This window comes from Arthrobacter cheniae (genome assembly GCF_003602275.1).
Taxonomy (GTDB): domain Bacteria; phylum Actinomycetota; class Actinomycetes; order Actinomycetales; family Micrococcaceae; genus Arthrobacter_D; species Arthrobacter_D cheniae.
The window spans coordinates 104003-125279 of record NZ_QZVT01000001.1; the positions used below are offsets into that span (position 1 = coordinate 104003).

The 21277-nt window shown below is 66.0% G+C and carries 16 protein-coding genes and 1 tRNA gene; 3 read left to right on the top strand and 14 right to left on the bottom strand.

Features of this window, described 5'->3' with window-relative positions; translation table 11 throughout:
• Position 1: 1 nt before the first annotated feature.
• From rpsL to D6T63_RS00590, 6 genes are all read right to left on the bottom strand, one after another.
• Entirely contained in the window at positions 2 to 376 is a 375-nt protein-coding gene (rpsL, locus tag D6T63_RS00565) for a 30S ribosomal protein S12 (protein WP_120147087.1), read from the bottom strand.
• Between the two features lie 398 nt (positions 377 to 774).
• Positions 775 to 4668: a DNA-directed RNA polymerase subunit beta' gene (locus D6T63_RS00570; RefSeq protein WP_120147088.1), complete on the bottom strand. Its 3894-nt coding sequence runs from the start codon at positions 4666 to 4668 to the stop codon at positions 775 to 777.
• Between the two features lie 174 nt (positions 4669 to 4842).
• The gene (gene rpoB, locus D6T63_RS00575) at positions 4843 to 8352 is read right to left on the bottom strand and encodes a DNA-directed RNA polymerase subunit beta (protein ID WP_120147089.1); all 3510 of its coding nucleotides are present in this window, start codon (positions 8350 to 8352) and stop codon (positions 4843 to 4845) included.
• Between the two features lie 313 nt (positions 8353 to 8665).
• The gene (crtI, locus tag D6T63_RS00580) at positions 8666 to 10285 is read right to left on the bottom strand and encodes a phytoene desaturase family protein (protein WP_120147090.1); all 1620 of its coding nucleotides are present in this window, start codon (positions 10283 to 10285) and stop codon (positions 8666 to 8668) included.
• Positions 10282 to 11181: a phytoene/squalene synthase family protein gene (locus D6T63_RS00585; protein ID WP_235830463.1), complete on the bottom strand. Its 900-nt coding sequence runs from the start codon at positions 11179 to 11181 to the stop codon at positions 10282 to 10284. The genes crtI and D6T63_RS00585 overlap by 4 nt, the downstream gene beginning before the upstream one ends.
• Positions 11182 to 12249 carry a polyprenyl synthetase family protein gene (locus D6T63_RS00590; RefSeq protein WP_120147091.1) on the bottom strand — a complete coding sequence of 356 codons (1068 nt, stop codon included), beginning with the start codon at positions 12247 to 12249 and terminating at the stop codon, positions 11182 to 11184.
• Between the two features lie 123 nt (positions 12250 to 12372).
• On the opposite strand from D6T63_RS00590, the gene idi reads away from it, so the two are divergent.
• Positions 12373 to 12981: an isopentenyl-diphosphate Delta-isomerase gene (gene idi, locus D6T63_RS00595; RefSeq protein WP_120147092.1), complete on the top strand. Its 609-nt coding sequence runs from the start codon at positions 12373 to 12375 to the stop codon at positions 12979 to 12981.
• Between the two features lie 62 nt (positions 12982 to 13043).
• Positions 13044 to 14243 carry an acetyl-CoA C-acetyltransferase gene (locus D6T63_RS00600; protein ID WP_120147093.1) on the top strand — a complete coding sequence of 400 codons (1200 nt, stop codon included), beginning with the start codon at positions 13044 to 13046 and terminating at the stop codon, positions 14241 to 14243.
• 129 nt (positions 14244 to 14372) lie between these two features.
• Here the strand turns inward: D6T63_RS00600 and rplL are convergent, their stop codons facing one another.
• The 8 genes from rplL to D6T63_RS00640 form a co-directional block, all read right to left on the bottom strand.
• Positions 14373 to 14750: a 50S ribosomal protein L7/L12 gene (gene rplL, locus D6T63_RS00605; protein ID WP_120147094.1), complete on the bottom strand. Its 378-nt coding sequence runs from the start codon at positions 14748 to 14750 to the stop codon at positions 14373 to 14375.
• 57 nt (positions 14751 to 14807) lie between these two features.
• Entirely contained in the window at positions 14808 to 15401 is a 594-nt protein-coding gene (gene rplJ, locus D6T63_RS00610) for a 50S ribosomal protein L10 (RefSeq protein ID WP_120147095.1), read from the bottom strand.
• 264 nt (positions 15402 to 15665) lie between these two features.
• On the bottom strand, positions 15666 to 16763 hold the full coding sequence (locus tag D6T63_RS00615; RefSeq protein ID WP_120147096.1) for a GNAT family N-acetyltransferase: 1098 nt from the start codon (positions 16761 to 16763) through the stop codon (positions 15666 to 15668).
• 102 nt (positions 16764 to 16865) lie between these two features.
• On the bottom strand, positions 16866 to 17570 hold the full coding sequence (gene rplA / locus D6T63_RS00620) for a 50S ribosomal protein L1 (protein WP_120147097.1): 705 nt from the start codon (positions 17568 to 17570) through the stop codon (positions 16866 to 16868).
• 147 nt (positions 17571 to 17717) lie between these two features.
• Complete coding sequence (gene rplK / locus D6T63_RS00625; protein WP_087030133.1) at positions 17718 to 18149, bottom strand: 50S ribosomal protein L11; 432 nt, start codon at positions 18147 to 18149, stop codon at positions 17718 to 17720.
• Between the two features lie 121 nt (positions 18150 to 18270).
• Complete coding sequence (nusG, locus tag D6T63_RS00630; RefSeq protein ID WP_120147098.1) at positions 18271 to 19185, bottom strand: transcription termination/antitermination protein NusG; 915 nt, start codon at positions 19183 to 19185, stop codon at positions 18271 to 18273.
• Between the two features lie 103 nt (positions 19186 to 19288).
• A complete protein-coding gene (secE, locus tag D6T63_RS00635; protein WP_235830464.1) occupies positions 19289 to 19546 on the bottom strand; it encodes a preprotein translocase subunit SecE in 258 nt (85 codons plus the stop codon).
• A gap of 153 nt (positions 19547 to 19699) precedes the next feature.
• Positions 19700 to 19772, bottom strand: a tRNA-Trp gene (locus D6T63_RS00640).
• 269 nt (positions 19773 to 20041) lie between these two features.
• Between D6T63_RS00640 and D6T63_RS00645 the strand changes: the two genes are divergently transcribed.
• Entirely contained in the window at positions 20042 to 21277 is a 1236-nt protein-coding gene (locus D6T63_RS00645; protein WP_120147100.1) for a pyridoxal phosphate-dependent aminotransferase, read from the top strand.

Here is a 21277-nt window from a genome sequence, read left to right on the forward strand (position 1 = left end):
ATTACTTCTTCTCCATCTTTGCGCCGTAGCGGCTACGAGCCTGCTTGCGGTTCTTGACGCCCTGGGTGTCCAGCGCGCCGCGGATGATCTTGTAACGGACACCGGGAAGGTCCTTCACACGGCCACCGCGCACGAGCACGATGGAGTGTTCCTGAAGGTTGTGACCGACGCCGGGGATGTAGGCGGTCACTTCGATGCCGCCGTTGAGGCGCACGCGGGCGACCTTGCGGAGAGCCGAGTTCGGCTTCTTCGGGGTGGTGGTGTAGACGCGGGTGCAGACGCCGCGCTTCATGGGGCTGCCCTTCAGTGCGGGCGCCTTGGTCTTGGAGACCTTAGGTGTCCGGCCCTTGCGGACCAGCTGGTTAATCGTAGGCACTTTCGTGTTCTCCGTAATGTCAGAAGATGAGATCCCTGTCGCCCTACTCGGCGGCTGCAGCCACCTCGCAGGGCCGCGCCATCCAAAAGTCGGGATGATCAGTCGTTTGGCGCAACACCGACGACGAAGCTGCCGCAAAACGACTGTAGGCGTGCGAAAATGTGGCATTCGTTGTACAACTTACGTACAACACGGAGATACGTTTCGCAACGCCAATCCTTTGCCACACAAACAATTGGTCCCAAGTCTACCAGAGATGGAAGCTGCTCCCGTGCGGCCCCGCTCCCCCGCGCAACCTGCGCATTCCTGGGGACGGGAAAGGCCCCGGACCCACAGGGTCCGGGGCCTTTCTCAGGACGTTCGATCCCGACGGCGATCAGCCGCCAGGACGTGGTGCATCAGCGGAAGTCGCTGTTGCCCATGTCGTAGTCGTCCAGCGGGATCGCGTGGAACTCGGGGCTCAGGCCACCCTCGACGCCGGCATAGTCGAAGTCGCTGAACGCGCTCGGACCGGTGAAGAGGTTCGCCTTGGCTTCCTCGGTGGGCTCGACCGTCACCTTCGTGTAGCGGTCCAGGCCGGTACCGGCCGGGATGAGCTTACCGATGATGACGTTCTCCTTGAGGCCGAGCAGCGGATCGCTCTTGCCTTCCATGGCGGCCTGCGTGAGGACACGCGTGGTCTCCTGGAAGGAAGCGGCCGACAGCCACGACTCGGTCGCGAGCGACGCCTTGGTGATACCCATGAGCTCGGGCCGGCCTGAAGCCGGCTTCTTGCCCTCGGATACCACGCGGCGGTTCTCGTTCTCGAAGCGGCGACGCTCTGCCAGTTCACCCGGAAGCAGGTCCGACTCGCCGGACTCGATCACGGTGACGCGACGGAGCATCTGCCGGACGATGACTTCCACGTGCTTGTCGTGGATGCCGACGCCCTGGCTGCGGTACACGCGCTGGACCTCGTCCACCAGGAACTCCTGGGCCTTGCGCGGGCCGAGGATCCGGAGGATCTGCTTCGGGTCGACCGCACCGAAGACGAGCTGCTGCCCGACCTCGACGTGCTCCCCGTCGGAGACCAGGAGGCGTGCACGGCGCAGGACCGGGTACGCGATCTCCTCGGAACCGTCGTCGGGCGTGACCACCAGGCGAAGCTGCTTCTCGGCATCCTCGATGGTGACGCGACCTGCGACCTCGGAGATCGGGGCGACACCCTTGGGGGTACGCGCCTCAAAGAGCTCCTGGATACGGGGCAGACCCTGGGTGATGTCCTCCGCGGAGGCGACACCACCGGTGTGGAAGGTACGCATGGTCAGCTGTGTCCCGGGCTCACCGATCGACTGGGCGGCGATGATACCGACAGCCTCTCCGATGTCCACGGTCTTGCCGGTCGCGAGCGAGCGGCCGTAGCACAGTGCACACGTTCCGACACTGGACTCACAGGTGAGGACCGAGCGGACCTTGATCTCGGTGATCCCGGCCTCGAACAGCTCGCCGATGACGACGTCCCCGAGGTCCGAACCCGCGGCAGCGAGCACTGCACCCTTGGCATCGACGACGTCGGTCGCCAGCGTACGGGCGTACGCCGAGTTCTCGACCTCCTCGTGCAGGACCAGCTCACCATCGGCGTTCGGCACGGCGATGATCACCTTGAGTCCACGTTCGGTACCGCAGTCGTCCTCGCGGACGATGACGTCCTGCGAGACGTCGACCAGACGGCGGGTCAGGTAACCCGAGTTGGCCGTACGCAGGGCGGTATCAGCGAGGCCCTTACGGGCACCGTGCGTGGCGATGAAGTACTCCAGGACCGACAGGCCCTCGCGGTACGAGGACTTGATCGGACGCGGGATGATCTCGCCCTTGGGGTTGGCCACGAGGCCACGGATACCGGCGATCTGGCGAACCTGCAGCCAGTTGCCACGAGCACCGGAGGACACCATGCGGTTGATGGTGTTGTCCTTCGGCATCGCTGCGCGCATCGAGGCCGCAACCTCGTTGGTCGCCCTGTTCCAGATGTCGATGAGCTCCTGACGGCGCTCCTCGTCCGCGATGAGGCCGTTGTCGAACTGCGACTGGACCTTGGCGGCCTGGGTCTCGTAGCCCTCCATGATGCCGGCCTTGTTGATCGGCGCGGAGATATCGGAGATGGCAACGGTGACGCCTGAGCGCGTGGCCCAGTAGAAACCGGAGTCCTTCAGGTTGTCCAGCGTTGCCGCCGTGACGACCTTCGGGTAGCGCTCGGCAAGATCGTTGACGATCGTCGAGAGCTGGCCCTTGTCGGCGACCTTCTCCACCCAGGGGTAATCCAGGGGAAGCGTCTCGTTGAACAGGACCTGTCCGAGCGACGTCTCGATCAGCGCCGGCGTGCCTGGCTCCCAGCCCTCGGGAGCGGCGACGTCGGCACTGGGCACGAAGTTGTCGACGCGGATCCGGACCACAGAGTTGAGATGCAGCGAATTCATGTCGAACGCCATGATGGCCTCGGCGACACTCGTGAAGACGCGGCCTTCGCCGGCGCTTCCCTCACGCTTGGTGGTGAGGTGGTGCAGACCGATGATCATGTCCTGCGAGGGCAGGGTGACCGGACGGCCGTCCGACGGCTTCAGGATGTTGTTCGAGGAGAGCATCAGGATGCGTGCCTCGGCCTGGGCCTCGGGGCTCAGCGGCAGGTGTACTGCCATCTGGTCGCCGTCGAAGTCCGCGTTGAACGCGCCACAGACCAGCGGGTGCAGCTGGAGTGCCTTGCCTTCCACGAGCTGTGGCTCGAACGCCTGGATGCCGAGACGGTGCAGGGTGGGTGCACGGTTCAGCAGCACGGGGTGCTCGGTGATGATCTCTTCGAGCACGTCCCACACCTGGGGGCGGTAACGCTCGACCATGCGCTTGGCGCTCTTGATGTTCTGCGCGTGGTTGAGGTCGACCAGGCGCTTCATCACGAACGGCTTGAAGAGCTCCAGGGCCATCTGCTTGGGCAGACCACACTGGTGCAGCTTCAGCTGCGGGCCGACGACGATGACCGAGCGGCCCGAGTAGTCGACGCGCTTGCCGAGGAGGTTCTGGCGGAATCGGCCCTGCTTGCCCTTCAGCATGTCCGAGAGGGACTTCAGGGGACGGTTGCCCGGACCGGTGACGGGACGCCCACGGCGACCGTTGTCGAACAGGGAATCGACGGCTTCCTGCAGCATGCGCTTCTCGTTGTTCACGATGATCTCGGGGGCTCCGAGGTCCAGCAGGCGCTTGAGGCGGTTGTTCCTGTTGATGACACGGCGGTACAGGTCGTTGAGGTCGGACGTCGCGAAACGGCCGCCGTCGAGCTGGACCATCGGGCGCAGTTCCGGCGGGATGACCGGCACGGCGTCGAGGACCATGCCCAGGGGGCTGTTCGTCGTCGTCAGGAAGGCATTGACCACCTTGAGGCGCTTCAGGGCACGCGTCTTCCGCTGGCCCTTGCCGTTCTGGATGATGTCGCGCAGCATTTCTGCTTCGGCAGGCATGTCGAAGTTCTCGAGGCGCTTCTTGATGGCCTCGGCGCCCATGGAGCCCTCGAAGTACAGTCCGTAGCGGTCGCGCAGCTCGCGGTAGAGGCCTTCGTCACCCTCGAGGTCGGCGACCTTGAGGGTCTTGAAGCGCTCCCACACCTGCACGAGGCGCTCGATGTCGGCGTCCGCCCGCTTGCGGACGTTTGCCATCTGGCGGTCGGCCGAGTCGCGGGCCTTCTTCTTGTCCGCAGCCTTGGCGCCCTCACCCTCGAGACGGGCGATCTCGTTCTCGAGATCCTTGGCGATCGCGGCGATGTCGGAGTCGCGCTGGTCCGTCATCTGCTTCTTCTCGAGGTCGTGCTCGGCCTGGAGGTTGGGCAGCTCGGCGTGGCGGTTCTCGTCGTCGACCGAGGTAATCATGTAGGCGGCGAAGTAGATGACCTTCTCGAGGTCCTTCGGAGCCAGGTCGAGGAGGTAGCCGAGGCGCGACGGGACACCCTTGAAGTACCAGATGTGCGTGACGGGAGCGGCGAGCTCGATGTGCCCCATGCGCTCGCGGCGCACCTTGGCACGGGTGACCTCGACGCCGCAGCGCTCACAGATGATGCCTTTGAAGCGCACGCGCTTGTACTTGCCGCAGTAGCACTCCCAGTCGCGGGAAGGGCCGAAGATCTTCTCGCAGAAGAGGCCGTCCTTCTCGGGCTTAAGCGTGCGGTAGTTGATGGTTTCCGGCTTCTTGACCTCGCCGTAAGACCAGCCACGGATTTCATCCGCGGTGGCAAGGCCGATTCGCATGAGGCCGAAGGAGGATTCGCTGGACATAGGGTCCCTGTTCTCTCTTAGTTCTCTAAATTCTTGAAGTCTTATGGGGTGCGGCGGGGGTCCAGGCCCGCACCGGACCGGTGTTCGAGGAAGCGGCCCTTAATATTTCAAGGCCGTCCGCGGCCGCCAGAAATTTCGTTGGCCGCGTTCGAACACCGGTTCGGGGCGTGGAACCTAGACTTCCTCGACAGAACTCGGCTCGGCCCGTGAGAGGTCGATGCCCAGTTCCTCCGCGGCCCGGAAGACTTCTTCATCCGAGTCACGCATTTCAATCGTGGTGCCGTCGGTGGAGAGGACTTCCACGTTCAGGCAGAGCGACTGCATTTCCTTGATCAGCACCTTGAAGGACTCGGGAACGCCCGGCTCGGGGATGTTCTCGCCCTTGACGATGGCCTCGTACACCTTGACGCGTCCGTGGATGTCATCCGACTTGATGGTCAGGAGTTCCTGCAGCGTGTAGGCAGCACCGTAGGCCTCGAGGGCCCACACCTCCATCTCACCGAAGCGCTGGCCACCGAACTGCGCCTTACCACCCAGCGGCTGCTGCGTGATCATGGAGTACGGGCCGGTGGAGCGGGCGTGGATCTTGTCGTCCACCAGGTGGTGGAGCTTCAGGATGTACATGTAGCCGACGGAGATCGGATCCGGGAACGGCTCGCCGGAGCGGCCGTCGAACAGCCATGCCTTGCCGGACTCGCCGATGAGGCGTTGTCCGTCACGCGTGACGTTCGTGGAGCCGAGCAGGCCGACGATCTCATCCTCGGTGGCGCCGTCGAACACGGGGGTCGCGACGGTGGTCGAGGAGATCTCCCGGGGAAGGTTCGGGAGGTTCTTCATCCACTCTGGCTCACCCTCGATCTTCCAGCCCTGCTTGGCTGCCCAGCCGAGGTGGATCTCGAGGACCTGTCCGACGTTCATACGGCCCGGAACACCCAGGGGGTTCAGGACGATATCGACGGGGGTACCGTCCTCCATGAACGGCATGTCCTCGATCGGCAGGATCTTGGAGATGACGCCCTTGTTGCCGTGACGGCCGGCAAGCTTGTCGCCGTCCGTGATCTTGCGCTTCTGGGCCACGTAGACGCGGACCAGCTGGTTGACTCCCGGGGGCAGCTCGTCGTCGTTGTCGCGGTCGAAGATGCGTACGCCGATGACCGTTCCCGACTCGCCGTGGGGGACCTTCAGCGAGGTGTCGCGCACTTCGCGGCTCTTCTCGCCGAAGATGGCGCGCAGCAGGCGCTCCTCCGGGGTCAGTTCCGTCTCACCCTTGGGAGTGACTCGACCGACGAGGATGTCGCCGGCCTCGACCTCTGCACCGATGTGGATGATGCCGCGCTCGTCGAGCGCGCCCAGGACCTCTTCGGACACGTTCGGGATGTCACGCGTGATCTCCTCGGCACCGAGCTTGGTGTCGCGGGCATCGACTTCGTGCTCCTCGATGTGGATCGACGTCAGGACATCGTCGGAGACGATGCGCTGCGACAGGATGATCGCATCCTCGAAGTTGTGACCCTCCCAGGACATGAACGCCACGAGCATGTTCTTGCCCAGCGCGAGCTCGCCCTGGTCGGTCGACGGACCGTCGGCGATGATCGTATTGAATTCGACGCGGTCGCCCTCGGACACGAGGACACGCTGGTTGTACGCGTTGCCCTGGTTGGAGCGGGCGAACTTCATGATCGGGTAGTTCGTCTCGGTGCCGTCGTCGTTGAGGACGCTGACCATGTCGGCCGACACCTCCTTGATCACGCCGGCCTTCGTCGCGGTGACTGCGTCACCGGCGTCGACGGCTGCGTTCTTCTCCATGCCAGTGCCCACAAGGGGACGCTCGGAACGGAGCAGGGGCACGGCCTGGCGCTGCATGTTCGCACCCATGAGGGCGCGGTTGGCGTCGTCGTGCTCCAGGAACGGGATCATCGCGGTCGCGACGGACACCATCTGGCGCGGGGAGACGTCCATGTACTCGACCTCGTTGGGCACGACGAGCACAGGTTCGCCGGAGCCACCACGGGTACGCACGAGGACCATGTCCTCGACGAACGTGTTCTTCTCGCTGAGCGGCGCATTGGCCTGGGCGATGAGGCGTTCCACCTCGTCATCAGCGGTCAGGTAGTCGATCTGGTCGGTGACGATGCCGTCGACGACCTTGCGGTACGGGGTCTCGATGAAGCCGAACGCGTTGATGCGGCCGTACGAGGCGAGCGAACCGATGAGGCCGATGTTCGGGCCTTCAGGGGTCTCGATGGGGCACATGCGTCCGTAGTGCGAGGGGTGGACGTCACGGACCTCCATGCCGGCGCGGTCACGGGACAGGCCACCCGGGCCCAGCGCGGACAGGCGACGCTTGTGCGTCAGACCGGCGAGGGGGTTGTTCTGATCCATGAACTGCGACAGCTGGGACGTCCCGAAGAACTCCTTGATCGCGGCCACGACGGGACGGATGTTGATCAGGGTCTGCGGGGTGATCGCCTCGACGTCCTGAGTGGTCATACGCTCGCGGACGACACGCTCCATGCGGGACAGGCCGGTGCGGACCTGGTTCTCGATGAGCTCACCGACGGCGCGGATGCGACGGTTGCCGAAGTGGTCGATGTCGTCGACCTCGACGCGGAGTTCGACGTCGCCGCCGTCGCGCTTGCCGCCGAGGGTCTTGTCACCGGCGTGCAGGGCGACCAGGAACTTGATCATCGCGACGATGTCGTTGATGTTCAGTACCGAGGCGTCGGAATCCGTGAGGTCCTTGTCGATGCCGAGCTTGCGGTTGATCTTGTACCGGCCGACCTTCGCGAGGTCGTAGCGCTTCGGATTGAAGTACAGGTTGTCCAGAAGCGTCTGCGCAGCCTCGACCGTGGGGGGCTCGCCTGGTCGCAGCTTGCGGTAGATGTCCAGGAGGGCGTCCTCGCGGGTCTCCGTCGCGTCCTTCTCCATGGTGGCGCGGATGGAGTCGTACTGGCCGAACTCCTCCAGGATCTGGCCTTCGGTCCAGCCGAGTGCCTTGAGCAGTACGGTGACGGACTGCTTGCGCTTCCGGTCGAGGCGGACGCCGACCTGGTCGCGCTTGTCGATCTCGAGCTCGAACCAGGCACCACGTGAGGGGATGATCTTCGCGCTGAAGATGTCCTTGTCACTGGTCTTGTCGGCGGTGCGCTCGAAGTAGGCGCCCGGCGAGCGGACGAGCTGCGACACGACGACACGCTCGGTGCCGTTGATGACGAAGGTGCCCTTGTCGGTCATGAGGGGGAAATCACCCATGAAGACGGTCTGCTGCTTGATCTCGCCCGTGTTGTTGTTCATGAACTCGGCCTTGACGTACAGCGGGGCGGAGTAGGTCGCGTCGCGATCCTTGCACTCGGCCATCGTGTACTTGGGGTCGGCGAACTCGGGCTCCGAGAAGCTCAGGGACATGGTGCCCTGGAAATCCTCGATGGGGGAGATTTCTTCGAAGATGTCAGCCAGACCGGAGGTCGTGGCTACACCCTGCAGTCCCTTTTCCAGCGCTTCCTCGACGCGCGCCTTCCAGCGCTCGTTGCCGACGAGCCAGTCGAAGCTGTCCGTCTGGAGGGCGAGAAGATTGGGTACGTCAAGCGGTTCGTGAATCTTTGCGAATGAGAGCCTGGATGCGGCGCCGTCGGCGTCGACCTGGCTGGTAGCGGTTGCATTATTAGAGGTGCTCGGGGCGACCAAGAGGGATCCTTCCACAGACCGTCAGGCTTGTCAGCGCCCTCGCCTCAGCACCGCCACCGCAGGATGCTGCGGGGATCTCAGTGCTTACCGGAAGTCTGCCCGCGTGAACCCCAACCAGGTGGCCAGGTTAAACGACGAGAGCAGAGCAAAGCCCACCGCTATATGAAGGCTGAGGTTTTAGAGGGAAGACGCAAAGACCTACACTACGGCACAGGCATGAGAAAGTCCAATAGCGCGTTGCACCCTCCTCCGTCAAGCCTGCCGCACCCGGGCGGAGGAAGTATTGGCCCGGCGCTCCGGCAGTGGCAACAGCCTAACCCGTCGCAGGCTCGGCGAGCGGCCCCGTGCTCGTGTCCCCGCGCAATCGCTTCACGATCAGTTCCGCGCTGATGAGGCACATCGGGATCCCGATGCCGGGAACGGTGGAACTCCCCGCATAGAACAGGTTGTCGACCTTCGCACTCCGGTTCGACCCGCGGAAGAAAGCGCTCTGCTTGAGGATGTGCGCGGGCCCGAGGCTGGTTCCGCGCCAGGCGTTGAGGTCGTCCGCGAAGTCCTGCGGTCCGTAGCTCCGCCGCACCACGATCCGCTCGGCGAGGTCCGGGACTCCCGCCCACTCGGAGATCTGGCCGATCACGGCGTCGGCGAGGTCCTCCACCCGGGCGTCTCCCCCGCGCTCGAGCCCGCCCCTGCCGATGGTGACATCCGCCGGGATCGGCACGAGGACGAAGACGTTCTCATGCCCCTCGGGTGCCACGGAGTCATCGGTCGCGCTGGGGCGGCAGACGTAGAGCGACGCCGGCGAGGGCACCGAGGTCTCCCTGCCGAAGATCCGGCCGAAGTTGTCCCGCCAGTCCGTGGTGAACAGGAGCGTGTGGTGTTCGAGCTGCGGCAGGCTCCCCCGGACGCCCAGGTAGAGCAGCAGCGCACTCGGACCCGGGACGCGCTTCTCCCAGTACTTCTCGGGGTACGTCCGCAGGTCGGCCGGCAGCAGCGTGGTCTCGGTGTGGTGTAGATCGGCGGCGGAGACGACGATGTCGGCGTCGACCGTCGTCGTCGTGCCTGCCGCGCGGTAGGTCACTGCACGAACCGTGGCCGACCGGCGGTCGAGGGGCGACCTGCCCGGAGTGCGCGCATCGGTGTCGATGGAGACGACGTCCGCGCCCGTGCGGATGTCGACGCCGGCGGCGGTCGCCACCCGCTGCATCGCCGCGATGAGGGTCGTGAAGCCGCCCATCGGATAGAGCACGCCGTCGTCGAGGTCGAGGTGGCTCATGAGGTGGTACATGCTCGGCGCATCGAAGGGCGAGCTGCCGAGGAAGACGGCCGGATATCCGAGGATCTGCTGGATGCGCGGGTCCTTGAAGCGCTTCTCGACGAAGGACTGCAGCGGCTGCAGCAGGAGGGAACCGATCCGCGGAAGGCGCTTCAGGACGTCCGGGCGGAAGAACGGCAGGAAGGACTGGAAGGTCGAGTAGAGGAAGCGCTTCTTCGCGATCTCGTAGGCGTCCTCGGCGGAGTCGAGATACTTCGAGAGCTGCTCCCCCGCCCCTGCCTCCATGGACTCGAAGAGCTTGGTGACGGCTTCGCGGTCCGCGGGCACGTCGACAGTGTCGAAGCCCTCCTCGAAGACGACGCGGTAGCCCGGATCGAGCTTCCGCAGGTCGAGCTGTTCGGCGGCACTCGTGCCCATGAGCTTGAAGAAGTGGTCGATCACCTCGGGCATCAGGTACCAGGACGGACCCGTGTCGAAGCGGAAGCCGTCCTGCTCCCAGGATCCGGCCCGGCCTCCGACCTGGTCGCGCTTCTCGAGCAGGGTGACCCGGTGGCCCTCCCGGGCGAGCAGGGCCGACGTCGCAAGCCCGCCGATACCGCCGCCGATCACGACGACGTCCCGTTCCCCCACGCGCGCACGCTCTCTCTGCGGTGTCATGCCGTCCTTCCCTGCGCGGTGAGTCCCGGTACCGCGCGACCGGTGAAGGCTTTCGCCAGAATGCGGAACTTGACCGGGTTCGGGACCCGGATCCGTGTCCTGAGGAGTTCGTCCGCCGGCGTGCACCGCAACCTCAGGGCAAGTTCGGTGAACAGGCCCTGGGCGAGGGCGACAGCGCGGCGAGGCGCCGGAGGAAGGCCCGGAAGCGCCGCAGCCGAGACGCGCAGGTCCTCGTCGATGTCGTCGAGGAGCCGGAGCTTGTCCTCCTCGGTGAAGCTCCCGGGACGGACGTCCGGGAAGTAGCTCCGGCCGAGGGTGGAGAAATCCTCCGCGAGGTCCCGCAGGAAGTTGATCTTCTGGAAGGCAGCACCGAGGTGCCGAGCGCCGTCCACGAGGACGGCTTCCTGCTCCGGAGCTACGGTCCTGCCGACCAGGAAGACGCGCAGGCACATGAGCCCGACGACCTCGGCCGATCCGTAGACATACAGGTCGAAGGACTCCTGGGTGTGCTCGCTCCGGGTGATGTCGGCGCGCATGGATGCGAAGAAAGGGCGCGTGAGGTCGGTGCCGATTCCCGTGGTCCTCGCTGTGACGGCGAAGGCGTGCACCACGAGGTTGGCACTGTAGCCCGTGGTCATGGCCGTCTCGGTGTCACGCTCGAGGTCGTCGAGCAGCCGCTCCACTCCGGCGGGCGGCAGTCCGGCCCCGGCGGCGGCGCCGTCGACGATCTCGTCGGCGACGCGGACCAGCGCGTAGACGGCCTCGATGGAGCTGCGGGTGGTGCGGTCGAGGATGCGCGATGCCATGCCGAACGACGTCGAATAGCAGCGGATGACCTCGGCCGAGGTCTTCAATGCGGCCGCATTGTAGCGCGCGAGCGCATCCTCGACAGCCACCTAGTGGACCCTGTCCACGACGGCGGACACCACGGACTCGAGGGCGGACCGCAGTGCGGCCGGCACGACGGCGGACTCGAGGTGGGTGCGGGCCCGCGAGGCATATTCCGCAGCGAGGTCCGCGGAGTATGCCTTCGCTCCGCTGTCGACGAGGATGCGCCGGACGTGGTCCGCCTCCGCGGCGGACATCCCGGGGCTACCCACCAGCGACGAGATACTCTCCCATTCGGGACGGGAGGAGACGTAGGACAGCAGGGCCGTGCGCTTGCCCTCACGCAGGTCACCCCAGTTCGTCTTGCCGGTGCGTGTCTCGTTGCCGAAGACACCCAGGAGGTCGTCGGCGATCTGGTAGGCGATCCCGGCGTCGCGCCCGAAATCACCGAGGCGGACGATCACCTCGGCGTCGGCGTCGGCGAGGACGGCGCCCGCCTGCAGCGGCCCTTCGAAGGAGTAGACGGAGGTCTTCAGGCGTGCCATCCGGACGATGTCCTCGAGCGGCGGCATCGTGGGATGGAGGGACGTCTCGATATCGAGGAATTCCCCGGCGGCCGAGGCGAAGAGCGCCTCGTCCAGGATCTCGCCGAGCCTCCGGCGCGTCGCGGCCGGAGCCTCGACCCGCTCGAGCAGGCGGTAGGCGTTGGAAAGGGCGAGGTCGCCGGCGATGACTCCAGCTGACAGTCCGACGTGGCGGGCGCCGTCGGGCGACATGCCTGCTGCCTCGGCGATGCTGCGGTAGCGGCCCGAGACGTTCGGTATGCCCCGGCGGACGAAGTCCCGGTCGATCACGTCGTCGTGCACGATCAGGGCCGTGTGCAGCAGCTCGAAGGCGGCACCCACTTCGGCTGCGTTCTCGAGATCGCGGCCACCGAGCATCTGGTAGGAGGACATCACCAGGCGTGGCCGGAAGCGCTTTCCACCGGCAGTGCAGCGCTCGAGGGTTTCCCACAGGCCGTGGTACCCGGGACCGATCTTGGCGGCACGGACCTTCGACTCCTCGAAGAACCGCTCGAGTGCACCCTCGACCTGCTCGAGCCCCGCGGGCTCGACCAGCAGAGTGTCCATGTCCATAGGTAAAGTAAACAACGAGTAGGGCGCCCCTGACGAAACGCGGGGCGTATGCAGCCGGGACGGCCGCCGGACGCGGCGGGCCCTGGCGCACGGAGCGGACAACCAGCGGAAAAGAGTGCCAGCATGGCGAGCGAAGCAGGAACCATCGAGCAGGGCTCGGTAGGCAGCGGCGACGGAGGTCCGGCACCCGAGGTCGTGGTGCTGCTCGCCGAGGACGGTACTCCGATCGGCACCCACGACAAGGCGACCGTCCACACCTTCGAGACGCCACTCCACCTCGCGTTCTCCACGCATGTGTTCGACGACGCCGGGCGCATCCTCGTCACGCGACGTGCGCTCGGGAAGAAGGCGTGGCCGGGGGTGTGGACGAACTCCTTCTGCGGGCATCCCGCCCCGGGTGAGGGCTTCGAGGCTGCGGTGACCCGCCGGGCAGCCCAGGAGCTCGGGTTCACCGTCCGGGACATCCGGCCGGCGCTCCCCGATTTCCGTTACCGGGCCGTGGACGCATCAGGCATCGTCGAGAACGAGATCTGCCCCGTGTACACCGCCGTCGCGGATGGCCCGGTGGCACCCCTGCCCGAGGAGGTCATGGACGTCCAGTGGGTGGATGCGGCCGAACTGGTGCGTGCCGTGACATCGACCCCGTGGGCGTTCAGTCCGTGGCTGACGCTACAGCTGCCCCTGCTCTACCCGCACGGCGCCGGCGGCCCGGGGCCGCGCCACGCCGCCTGACCACCACCGGGAACACCTACCCTTGTAGCGGCACCATTTCAACGACGAAAGAGAGTTTCGCCATGGCCACACCCACGCCAACCCCCGACGACGTCGTCATCGTCGGAGGCGCCCGCACACCCCTCGGACGCCTCAACGGACAGCTCGCATCCTTCACGGCCGTCGAGCTCGGCGCCCTCGCGATCACGGCGGCACTGGAACGCTCTGGTGTCGACGCCACAGCCGTCGACGCCGTCATCCTGGGACACGTCGTCCAGGCGGGATGCGGGCAGAATCCGGCCCGCCAGTCGGCGGTGAAAGCCGGTATCCCCTGGAACGTGCCAGCCGTCACGCTCAACAAGGTGTGCCTCTCCGGCCTCACGGCTGTCATCGATGCCGCCCGCCTCATCCGCAGCGGCGAGGCGCGCGTCGTGGTCGCCGGAGGCCAGGAGTCGATGACCCGTGGCCCCCACCTCCTCCCGGGCTCACGCCAGGGCTGGAACTACGGCTCCATCCAGGCCCTCGACTCCGTGGCCCACGACGGCCTGACCGACGCATTCGACAACGACTCCATGGGTGCCTCCACGGAGCGCGGCAATGTACGCCTCGAGATCGACCGCACGGCGCAGGACTCCGTCGCCGCAGTGTCCCACCAGCGAGCTGCGGCTGCGACCGACAGCGGCATCCTGGCAGAGGAGATCGTCCCGGTCACCGTCAGGCAGCGCAAGGGCGACGACGTCATCCTGACCGCCGACGAGGGCATCCGCCCAGCGACGACCGTCGAGTCGCTCGCCAGGCTGCGGCCGGCCTTCAACCCCGACGGGGCGATCACGGCCGGCAACTCCTCTCCCCTGTCCGACGGCGCAGCGGCCCTTGTTATCACGACCCGCTCCTTCGCGGACGAGGCAGGGCTGACGGTCCTCGCCGTCGTCGGGAAGCCGGGGCAGGTGGCCGGACCTGACAATACGCTGCACTCGCAGCCCTCAGCCGCCATCCTGCAGGCCCTCGACCGCGCCGGGTGGAGCACCTCGGACCTCGACTTCATCGAGATCAACGAGGCTTTCGGGTCCGTGGCATGCCAGTCCCTCAAGGATCTCGACTACCCCCTGGAGCAGTGCAACATCCACGGCGGGGCCATCGCCCTCGGGCACCCCATCGGAGCTTCGGGTGCGCGCCTCGCCCTCCATGCGGCGATGGAACTCGCGCGACGCGACTCCGGCCGGGCAGCCGTGAGTCTCTGCGGAGGTGGCGGGCAGGGCGAAGCCCTGCTTCTCTGGCGCTGAGCACGGCACGGGACGACGCTCACCGGCCTCGCCGGCCCCGGAACGACGAAAAAGCCCCGCTTCTCGCGAAGCGGGGCTTTTTCGTACTGCAGCGGCTCCGGCATGCGCCGGGCCGGTGAGCAGAGGGTGTTACTTGAGGGTGACGGTGGCGCCGGCAGCCTCGAGGGACTCCTTGGCCTTCTCTGCGGCTTCCTTGGTGGCGCCTTCGAGGACGGCCTTGGGAGCGCTGTCGACAACGTCCTTGGCTTCCTTCAGGCCCAGCGAGGTGAGCGCGCGGACTTCCTTGATCACTGCGATCTTCTTCTCGCCGGCAGCCTCGAGGATGACGTCGAAGGACGTCTGCTCCTCTTCGACAGCGTCGGCTCCGCCACCGGCGGGGCCTGCTACTGCAACGGCAGCGGCGGTGACATCGAAGGTCTCCTCGAACAACTTCACGAAGTCCGAGAGTTCGATGATGGACAGTTCCTTGAAAGCCTCAATGAGTTCTTCGTTGGTGAGCTTCGCCATGGGAGGCGTCCTTCCTTTAGTGGTGCACTGCACCGGAGTGTGTGGATCGAAGGGAAACTAGTTCGCTTCGGGTGCTGCGGCTTCCTCGACGGGAGCCTCCGCGGCAGCTTCTGCGGGCGCAGCGGCTTCCTCGGCGACGGGAGCGTCAGCGTCGGCTGCAGCGCCGCTTTCTTCCTCGAGCTTGATGCGCAGTGCATCGACCGTGCGGGCCAGGTAGGACATCGGCGCCTTGAGGACACCTGCCACCCGGGCGAGCTGGAGTTCACGCGACTCGAGGGCCGCCAGGGCGACGACCTCGGTAGCATCGAGGGCCTTGCCCTCGAAGATTCCGGTCTTGATGACGAGCTTCGGGTTGGCTTTCGCGAAATCCGTGAGGCTCTTTGCAGCAGCTACGGCGTCACCCTTGATGAAGGCAATCGCGGTGGGTCCGGACAGCTGGCCCTCGAACGCGTCGATGCCTGCTTCCTTAGCCGCGATGCCCGTCAGGGTGTTCTTGACGACGGAGAACTTGGTGTCCGCGCCAAGGGCACGGCGGAGTTCCTTCAGCTGAGCAACAGTGAGCCCGCGGTATTCGGTCAGGACAGCAGCGGTGGAATCCTTGAAATCGGTAGTGATCTCGTCCACTGCAGAAACCTTTGTTGGCGTTGCCATAACCCTCCTTCCGGGGGAATATGCGCCGGCTTCCCAGCTCCAATAAAAACGCCCCGCGCAGATGCACGGGGCTTTGCTTTCGTGGCACGAGCCAGGAAAGAGGAGCTTCGTTCACCTGCGTAGGCCGTCCCTTACGGGAGCTTTCGGATCCATATCCTTCTTCGCTACCGCACACGGATGCGCTTCGACGAAGTGGAGGTGGACCGACCGACGGTCTTTGGTAGTTAAAGCGTACGTGACAGCAGGAGCCGCACCAAATCGGCCCTAGGCCAGTACCTTCTGCCAGCCTGCGGTGTGGCCGGCGGGACGGAAGCCCAGGGCGATGTTCACGTTCAACATGAACGAGTTCTCCTCCGCGTTCCAGGTGTAGATGCGTTCCGCGGACGGCCATGCGTCGAGCACACGTCCGAGGTTCGCAGCCTTCAGCCACATGCCGAGCCGGTGTCCGCGGTGCTCTTCGAGGACCAGGGTGTCCTCCTGGTACACCACGGCCGGCCAGGAGGCGGACCACTGGAGGATGGTGTGCCCGACCAGTCGGCCGCTCGCCCGGTGCCGTACGGCGCAGACGAGCTTCGAAGCGCCGGCGGCCAGGGACCGGTCCTCCTCCCGCCGGATCCGGTCGGAGTCCCACGCCTCCTCCTCCTGTGCGAATCCGCCGAGGGGAGGATCCGTGCTCATCCTCCGGCGCAGGAGCGAATAGTCGTCGACGAGATCCGCCGGACAGTGGTCGGTCCAGGCCAGGAGCTCGTAGTTCCCCGATCCCACGGCACGCGCCCCGCGTTCCTGCCGCCCCACTCCGTCCAGCACTGCCGGTGCGGGCGTGAGGTGGAGGACACTCAGTCGATCCACCTGTACGAGCTCGAAGCCCGAGCGCAGGGCGAGGACGGCCGACGGCTCGGAGGCAGGGAACGAGCCGGCGCCGGTCGGCGGCACGAGGACCGGGCCGGTCGGCTCCCCGCCCTGCACGGGTGCGTCGCTCCACGCCATGATGACGGTGCGCCCCCTGGACGCCACCTGCCGCTCCGCGAAGGCGAGGAGCGCGGTGGCGATCCCCCTCCGCCGGTGGGAGGGAAGGACCTCGAGCCGCACGGAGACCGTCTGCAGGTTGTCCCGAAGGGGGAACTTCAGCCGGGCGTTCGCCACGATGCGCCCGCCGTCCCGCGCGACGCCCAGGACGAACCCGCGGTCCGCTGTCGCCTGGTCCCGGGCGAACCGCTCGGGCAGGTCCATGCCGTGGTCGTCATGGCCCCACACCCCGCGCTCGACGGCGTCACTCACGCCGGCGCTCTGCGCGAAGTCGTAGGACTCCTCCCCGCAGAGGGACGTGGGAACGTGGAGCAGGCCGATGCTGAAGGTGTCCATGCCCCGAGCTTAGCCTCACTGATTGGCAGACCTCAATCACTGAGGGCCACGGAGCACGAAAAAGCCCCGCAGCAGGCGCTGCGGGGCTTTTCGAAGGTCGACCTAGACGGCGAAGACCTTGGTGACGTTCGGGTCGACGGAGATGCCGGGACCGAAGGTGGTCGAGACCGTCGCCTTCTGGATGTACCGGCCCTTCGAAGCCGAAGGCTTCAGGCGGAGGATCTCCTCGAGTGCGGCAGCGTAGTTCTCGCCCAGCTTCTGCTCGTCGAAGGAAACCTTGCCGATGATGAAGTGGAGGTTCGAGTGCTTGTCGACGCGGAAGTCGATCTTGCCGCCCTTGATGTCGGTGACAGCTTTGGCGACGTCCGCCGTGACCGTTCCGGTCTTCGGGTTCGGCATCAGGTTGCGGGGGCCGAGGATCTTTCCGAGGCGTCCCACCTTGCCCATGAGGTCAGGGGTTGCAACCGCTGCGTCGAAGTCGGTCCAGCCGCCGGAGACCTTCTCGATCATGTCGTCGGAACCGACGAAGTCGGCGCCGGCAGCGATGGCTGCCTCTGCCTTCTCGCCCGTTGCGAACACCAGGACGCGGGCGGTCTTGCCCGTGCCGTGGGGGAGGTTCACGGTGCCGCGGACCATCTGGTCCGCCTTGCGGGGGTCCACTCCGAGACGGAAGGACACCTCGACCGTGGCGTCGAACGTCGACGGGTTGGTCTCCTTGGCGAGGACTACCGCTTCGAAGGGGGCGTACTGCTTGTCCGCCTCGATCTTCGCGGCAGCTCCCCTATATGCTTTGCTGCGCTGTGCCATCTGCTTGTTCTCCTTATGCAGTCGTGGTCGTCGGACCGCGCTGGGCCCTGCCACTCACGAGCGTTCCGCACTGGGCGGCGCCGTCGTGCTGTGAATTGGTGGTGTGCCTTCTACGGCGATGCCGTATGGGGCGGGTGGTGGGGGCTGTCAGCCCTCGACCGTGATGCCCATCGAGCGGGCGGTGCCGGCGATGATCTTCGCGGCAGCCTGGACGTCATTGGCGTTGAGGTCTTCCATCTTCATGGTGGCGATCTCTTCGACCTGGGCGTTCGTCAGCTTCGCGACCTTGACGGTGTGCGGGGTACCGGATCCCTTGGCGACGCCGGCTGCCTTCTTGATCAGCTCGGCTGCGGGCGGGGTCTTGGTGATGAAGGTGAACGAGCGGTCCTCGTACACCGTGATCTCCACGGGGATGACGTTTCCGCGCTGGGACTCCGTGGCGGCGTTGTATGCCTTGCAGAATTCCATGATGTTGACACCGTGCTGGCCAAGCGCGGGACCGATGGGAGGAGCCGGGTTGGCGGCGCCTGCATTGATCTGCAGCTTGATGAGGCCGGTGACCTTTTTCTTGGGGGCCATGAAAGGGTCCTTCTCTTGCATTGCGTTCCCGCGGGACAGGAGCGTCCTGCGGGGTGGTGGCCATCATGGCGTGATGGCCTGACGACGACCCCGGCGAAGCACGCCGGGAGGCGTCGAAGCTTTACTGGATCTTGGTGACCTGGCTGTACGAGAGGGTGACCGGAGTCTCGCGCTCGAAGATCGACACGAGCACGACGAGCTGCTGCGACTCGTGCTTGATCTCGGAGATCGATGCCGGGAGGGTCTCGAAGGGCCCTTCGTTGACGGTGACCGACTCGCCGATCTCGAAATTGACCGTGGCGGGGGTGAACTGCGGCTGGATGGGCTTGCCCGACGCGGCGTCCGTGTGCACGATGGTGTGCTCCAGCATCGAGAACACCTCGGACAGGCTCAGCGGCACCGGGTTGTGGGCGTTGCCCACGAAGCCCGTGACGCCGGGGGTGTGGCGGACCGCACCCCAGGACTCATCGCTGAGTTCCATGCGGACGAGCACGTAGCCGGGGATGCGGACGCGGTTGACGATCTTACGCGTCGTGTTCTTGATCTCCACAACCTCTTCCATCGGCACCTGGATCTCGAAGATGTAATCTTCCATGTCCAGCGTCTGGATGCGGGTCTCGAGGTTGGCCTTCACGCGGTTCTCGTAGCCTGCGTAGGAGTGGATGACATACCAGTCACCCTCCTGACGGCGGAGCCTTGCCTTGAACGCCTCGACAGGGTCCTCCGCGGGAGCTTCCTCGCCGTCCGCTGCATCGGTACCGTCGGTCGCATCGACCTCGTCGGACCCGGATGCAGCAGCTTCATCGACGGCGTCCGTGGCGGTGGCCTCGATCTCGTCGGTTGCGGCGTCGTCGGCGTCGGCGTCGTCTGCGAGGAGTCCGTCCTCGCCCGCGACGTCGGTATCGGCGGGGTACGTGTCGGAACCGTCAGCAGGCACGTCGAGGTCGGAGGCTTCTACCTCAGCCTCCGTCCCGTACTCCTCGTTCTCCAGACCATCTTCGGGAGTGATCTGCCGTTCGAGTTCTTGCTCGGACACCTAGCCGCCTGCTTTCTGACATTTTTCACAAGGTCTTGCTTGCCTGTACTGAACCCGACACCTCGACAGCGGAGCCGGACCGTGAATTCCTGCGGGACCAGGGTCAGCTGTCGCCGAAGACCCATACCGCGCCGGCCCCGAACAGGAGGTCCAGGGCGGTCACGAGGAGCATCATGATGACCACGAAGATGAGGACGGTGATGGTGAATCGAACCAGTTCCCGACGGGTGGGCGTGACGACCTTCCCCAGCTCCGCGAAGACCTGGCGGATGAACAGCATGATGCGTCCGAAGAGCCCGCGTCGGGGAGCCTTGTTCTCGGGCGGGCTTCCCTTGGAGCTGCTCGCAGCCGTATCGGTCACCGTCAACCTCATCAATCTCTGTGGTGTCCCAGCCGGACCACCAGTGGCGCCCCCAGCTGATCATGTTTACCGCCGCGCGGGGCCTGTGCCTGCGCCGGGGCTTCGTGATCTTCTTCTGCCGTGCTTTCGCCATACATCCGCGAAGGCCACGCGCAGGGCAGACAGGACTCGAACCTGCAACCTGCGGTTTTGGAGACCGCTGCGCTACCAATTGCGCCACTACCCTTTGGTTTTGAACCACTACTGCATCCACTCCGGCCGACCCGGGGAGGGCACGAACCATCATGGTGTTTCAACACCGAGAAATAAGTCTACGCAATGACCGCCGGAACGTCGAACCGGACGACGGGCGGCGAACCGTGGGCGGGTCGTCCTCCTGGCCCTTCCGGTGCAGCATCCCGTTCCGTGACGCCGCCGTCGTTCCGTGATTCGGGTCCGGATGGGAGCCACGGCCTAAGCTGGGAGCAGCCACAGAACCTCACGGAACGGGACCCGATGAACGCGACGACCGACGACTCCATCCGCGCAGCACTCCCCCGGATCTCCCGGCGGATCGACTCGATCGCGGAATCGGCGACGCTGGCCGTCGACGCCAAGGCGAAGGCCCTGAAGGCCGCCGGACGGCCCGTCATCGGGTTCGGCGCCGGCGAGCCTGACTTCCCGACGCCGGACTACATCGTCGAGGCGGCGATCGCCGCGGCGCGCCAGCCGAAGTTCCACCGCTACTCTCCCGCCGGTGGGCTGCCCGACCTTAAGCAGGCGATCGCGGAGAAGACGCTGCGCGATTCCGGTTACACCGTGGACCCGGCGCAGGTGCTCGTGACCAACGGAGGCAAGCAGGCCGTATACGAGTCCTTCGCGGCGCTCCTCGATCCGGGGGACGAGGTTCTCGTCCCGACGCCGTTCTGGACCACCTACCCCGAGGCCATCCGTCTCGCCGGCGGCGTGCCCGTCGAGGTCTTCGCCGGCCCTGAGCAGGGCTACCTCGTCACCCTCGATCAGCTCGAAGCTGCGCTGACCCCCCGCACCAAGGTGCTGCTGTTCGTGTCGCCCTCGAACCCGACGGGCGCGGTGTACGGGGCCGATGCTGTGCGCGCGATCGGGGAATGGGCTGCGGCGCGCGGGTTGTGGGTCGTGACGGACGAGATCTACGAGCACCTGACGTACGACGGCGTGCCGTTCACCTCCATCGCGACGGCGGCGCCCTCACTCGGGGACAAGGTGGTCATCCTCAACGGTGTCGCGAAGACCTACGCGATGACCGGATGGCGCGTGGGCTGGATGATCGGCCCGAAGGACCTCGTGAAGGCTGCGACGAACCTGCAGTCCCACGCGACGTCGAACGTGTCCAACGTGCCGCAGATGGCCGCCCTGGCAGCCGTCTCCGGTCCGCTGACGGCTGTCAACGAGATGAAGGTCGCCTTCGATCGCCGGCGTCGAGCGATGGTGACCGCGCTGAACGAGATCGGCGGCGTCGAATGCCCCACCCCCCATGGCGCCTTCTACGCCTACGCCGACGTGCGCGCCCTGCTCGGCCGGACATTCGGGGGCGTCACGCCAACAACCTCCGCGGAACTCGCGACGCTGATCCTCGAGAAGGTCGAGGTCGCCGTCGTTCCCGGTGAGGCCTTCGGTCCCAGCGGCTACCTGCGGCTCTCCTACGCGCTCGGCGACGAGGACCTCGCCGTCGGTGTGGGACGCCTGCAGGAGTTCCTCGCCTCCCCGCGGTAG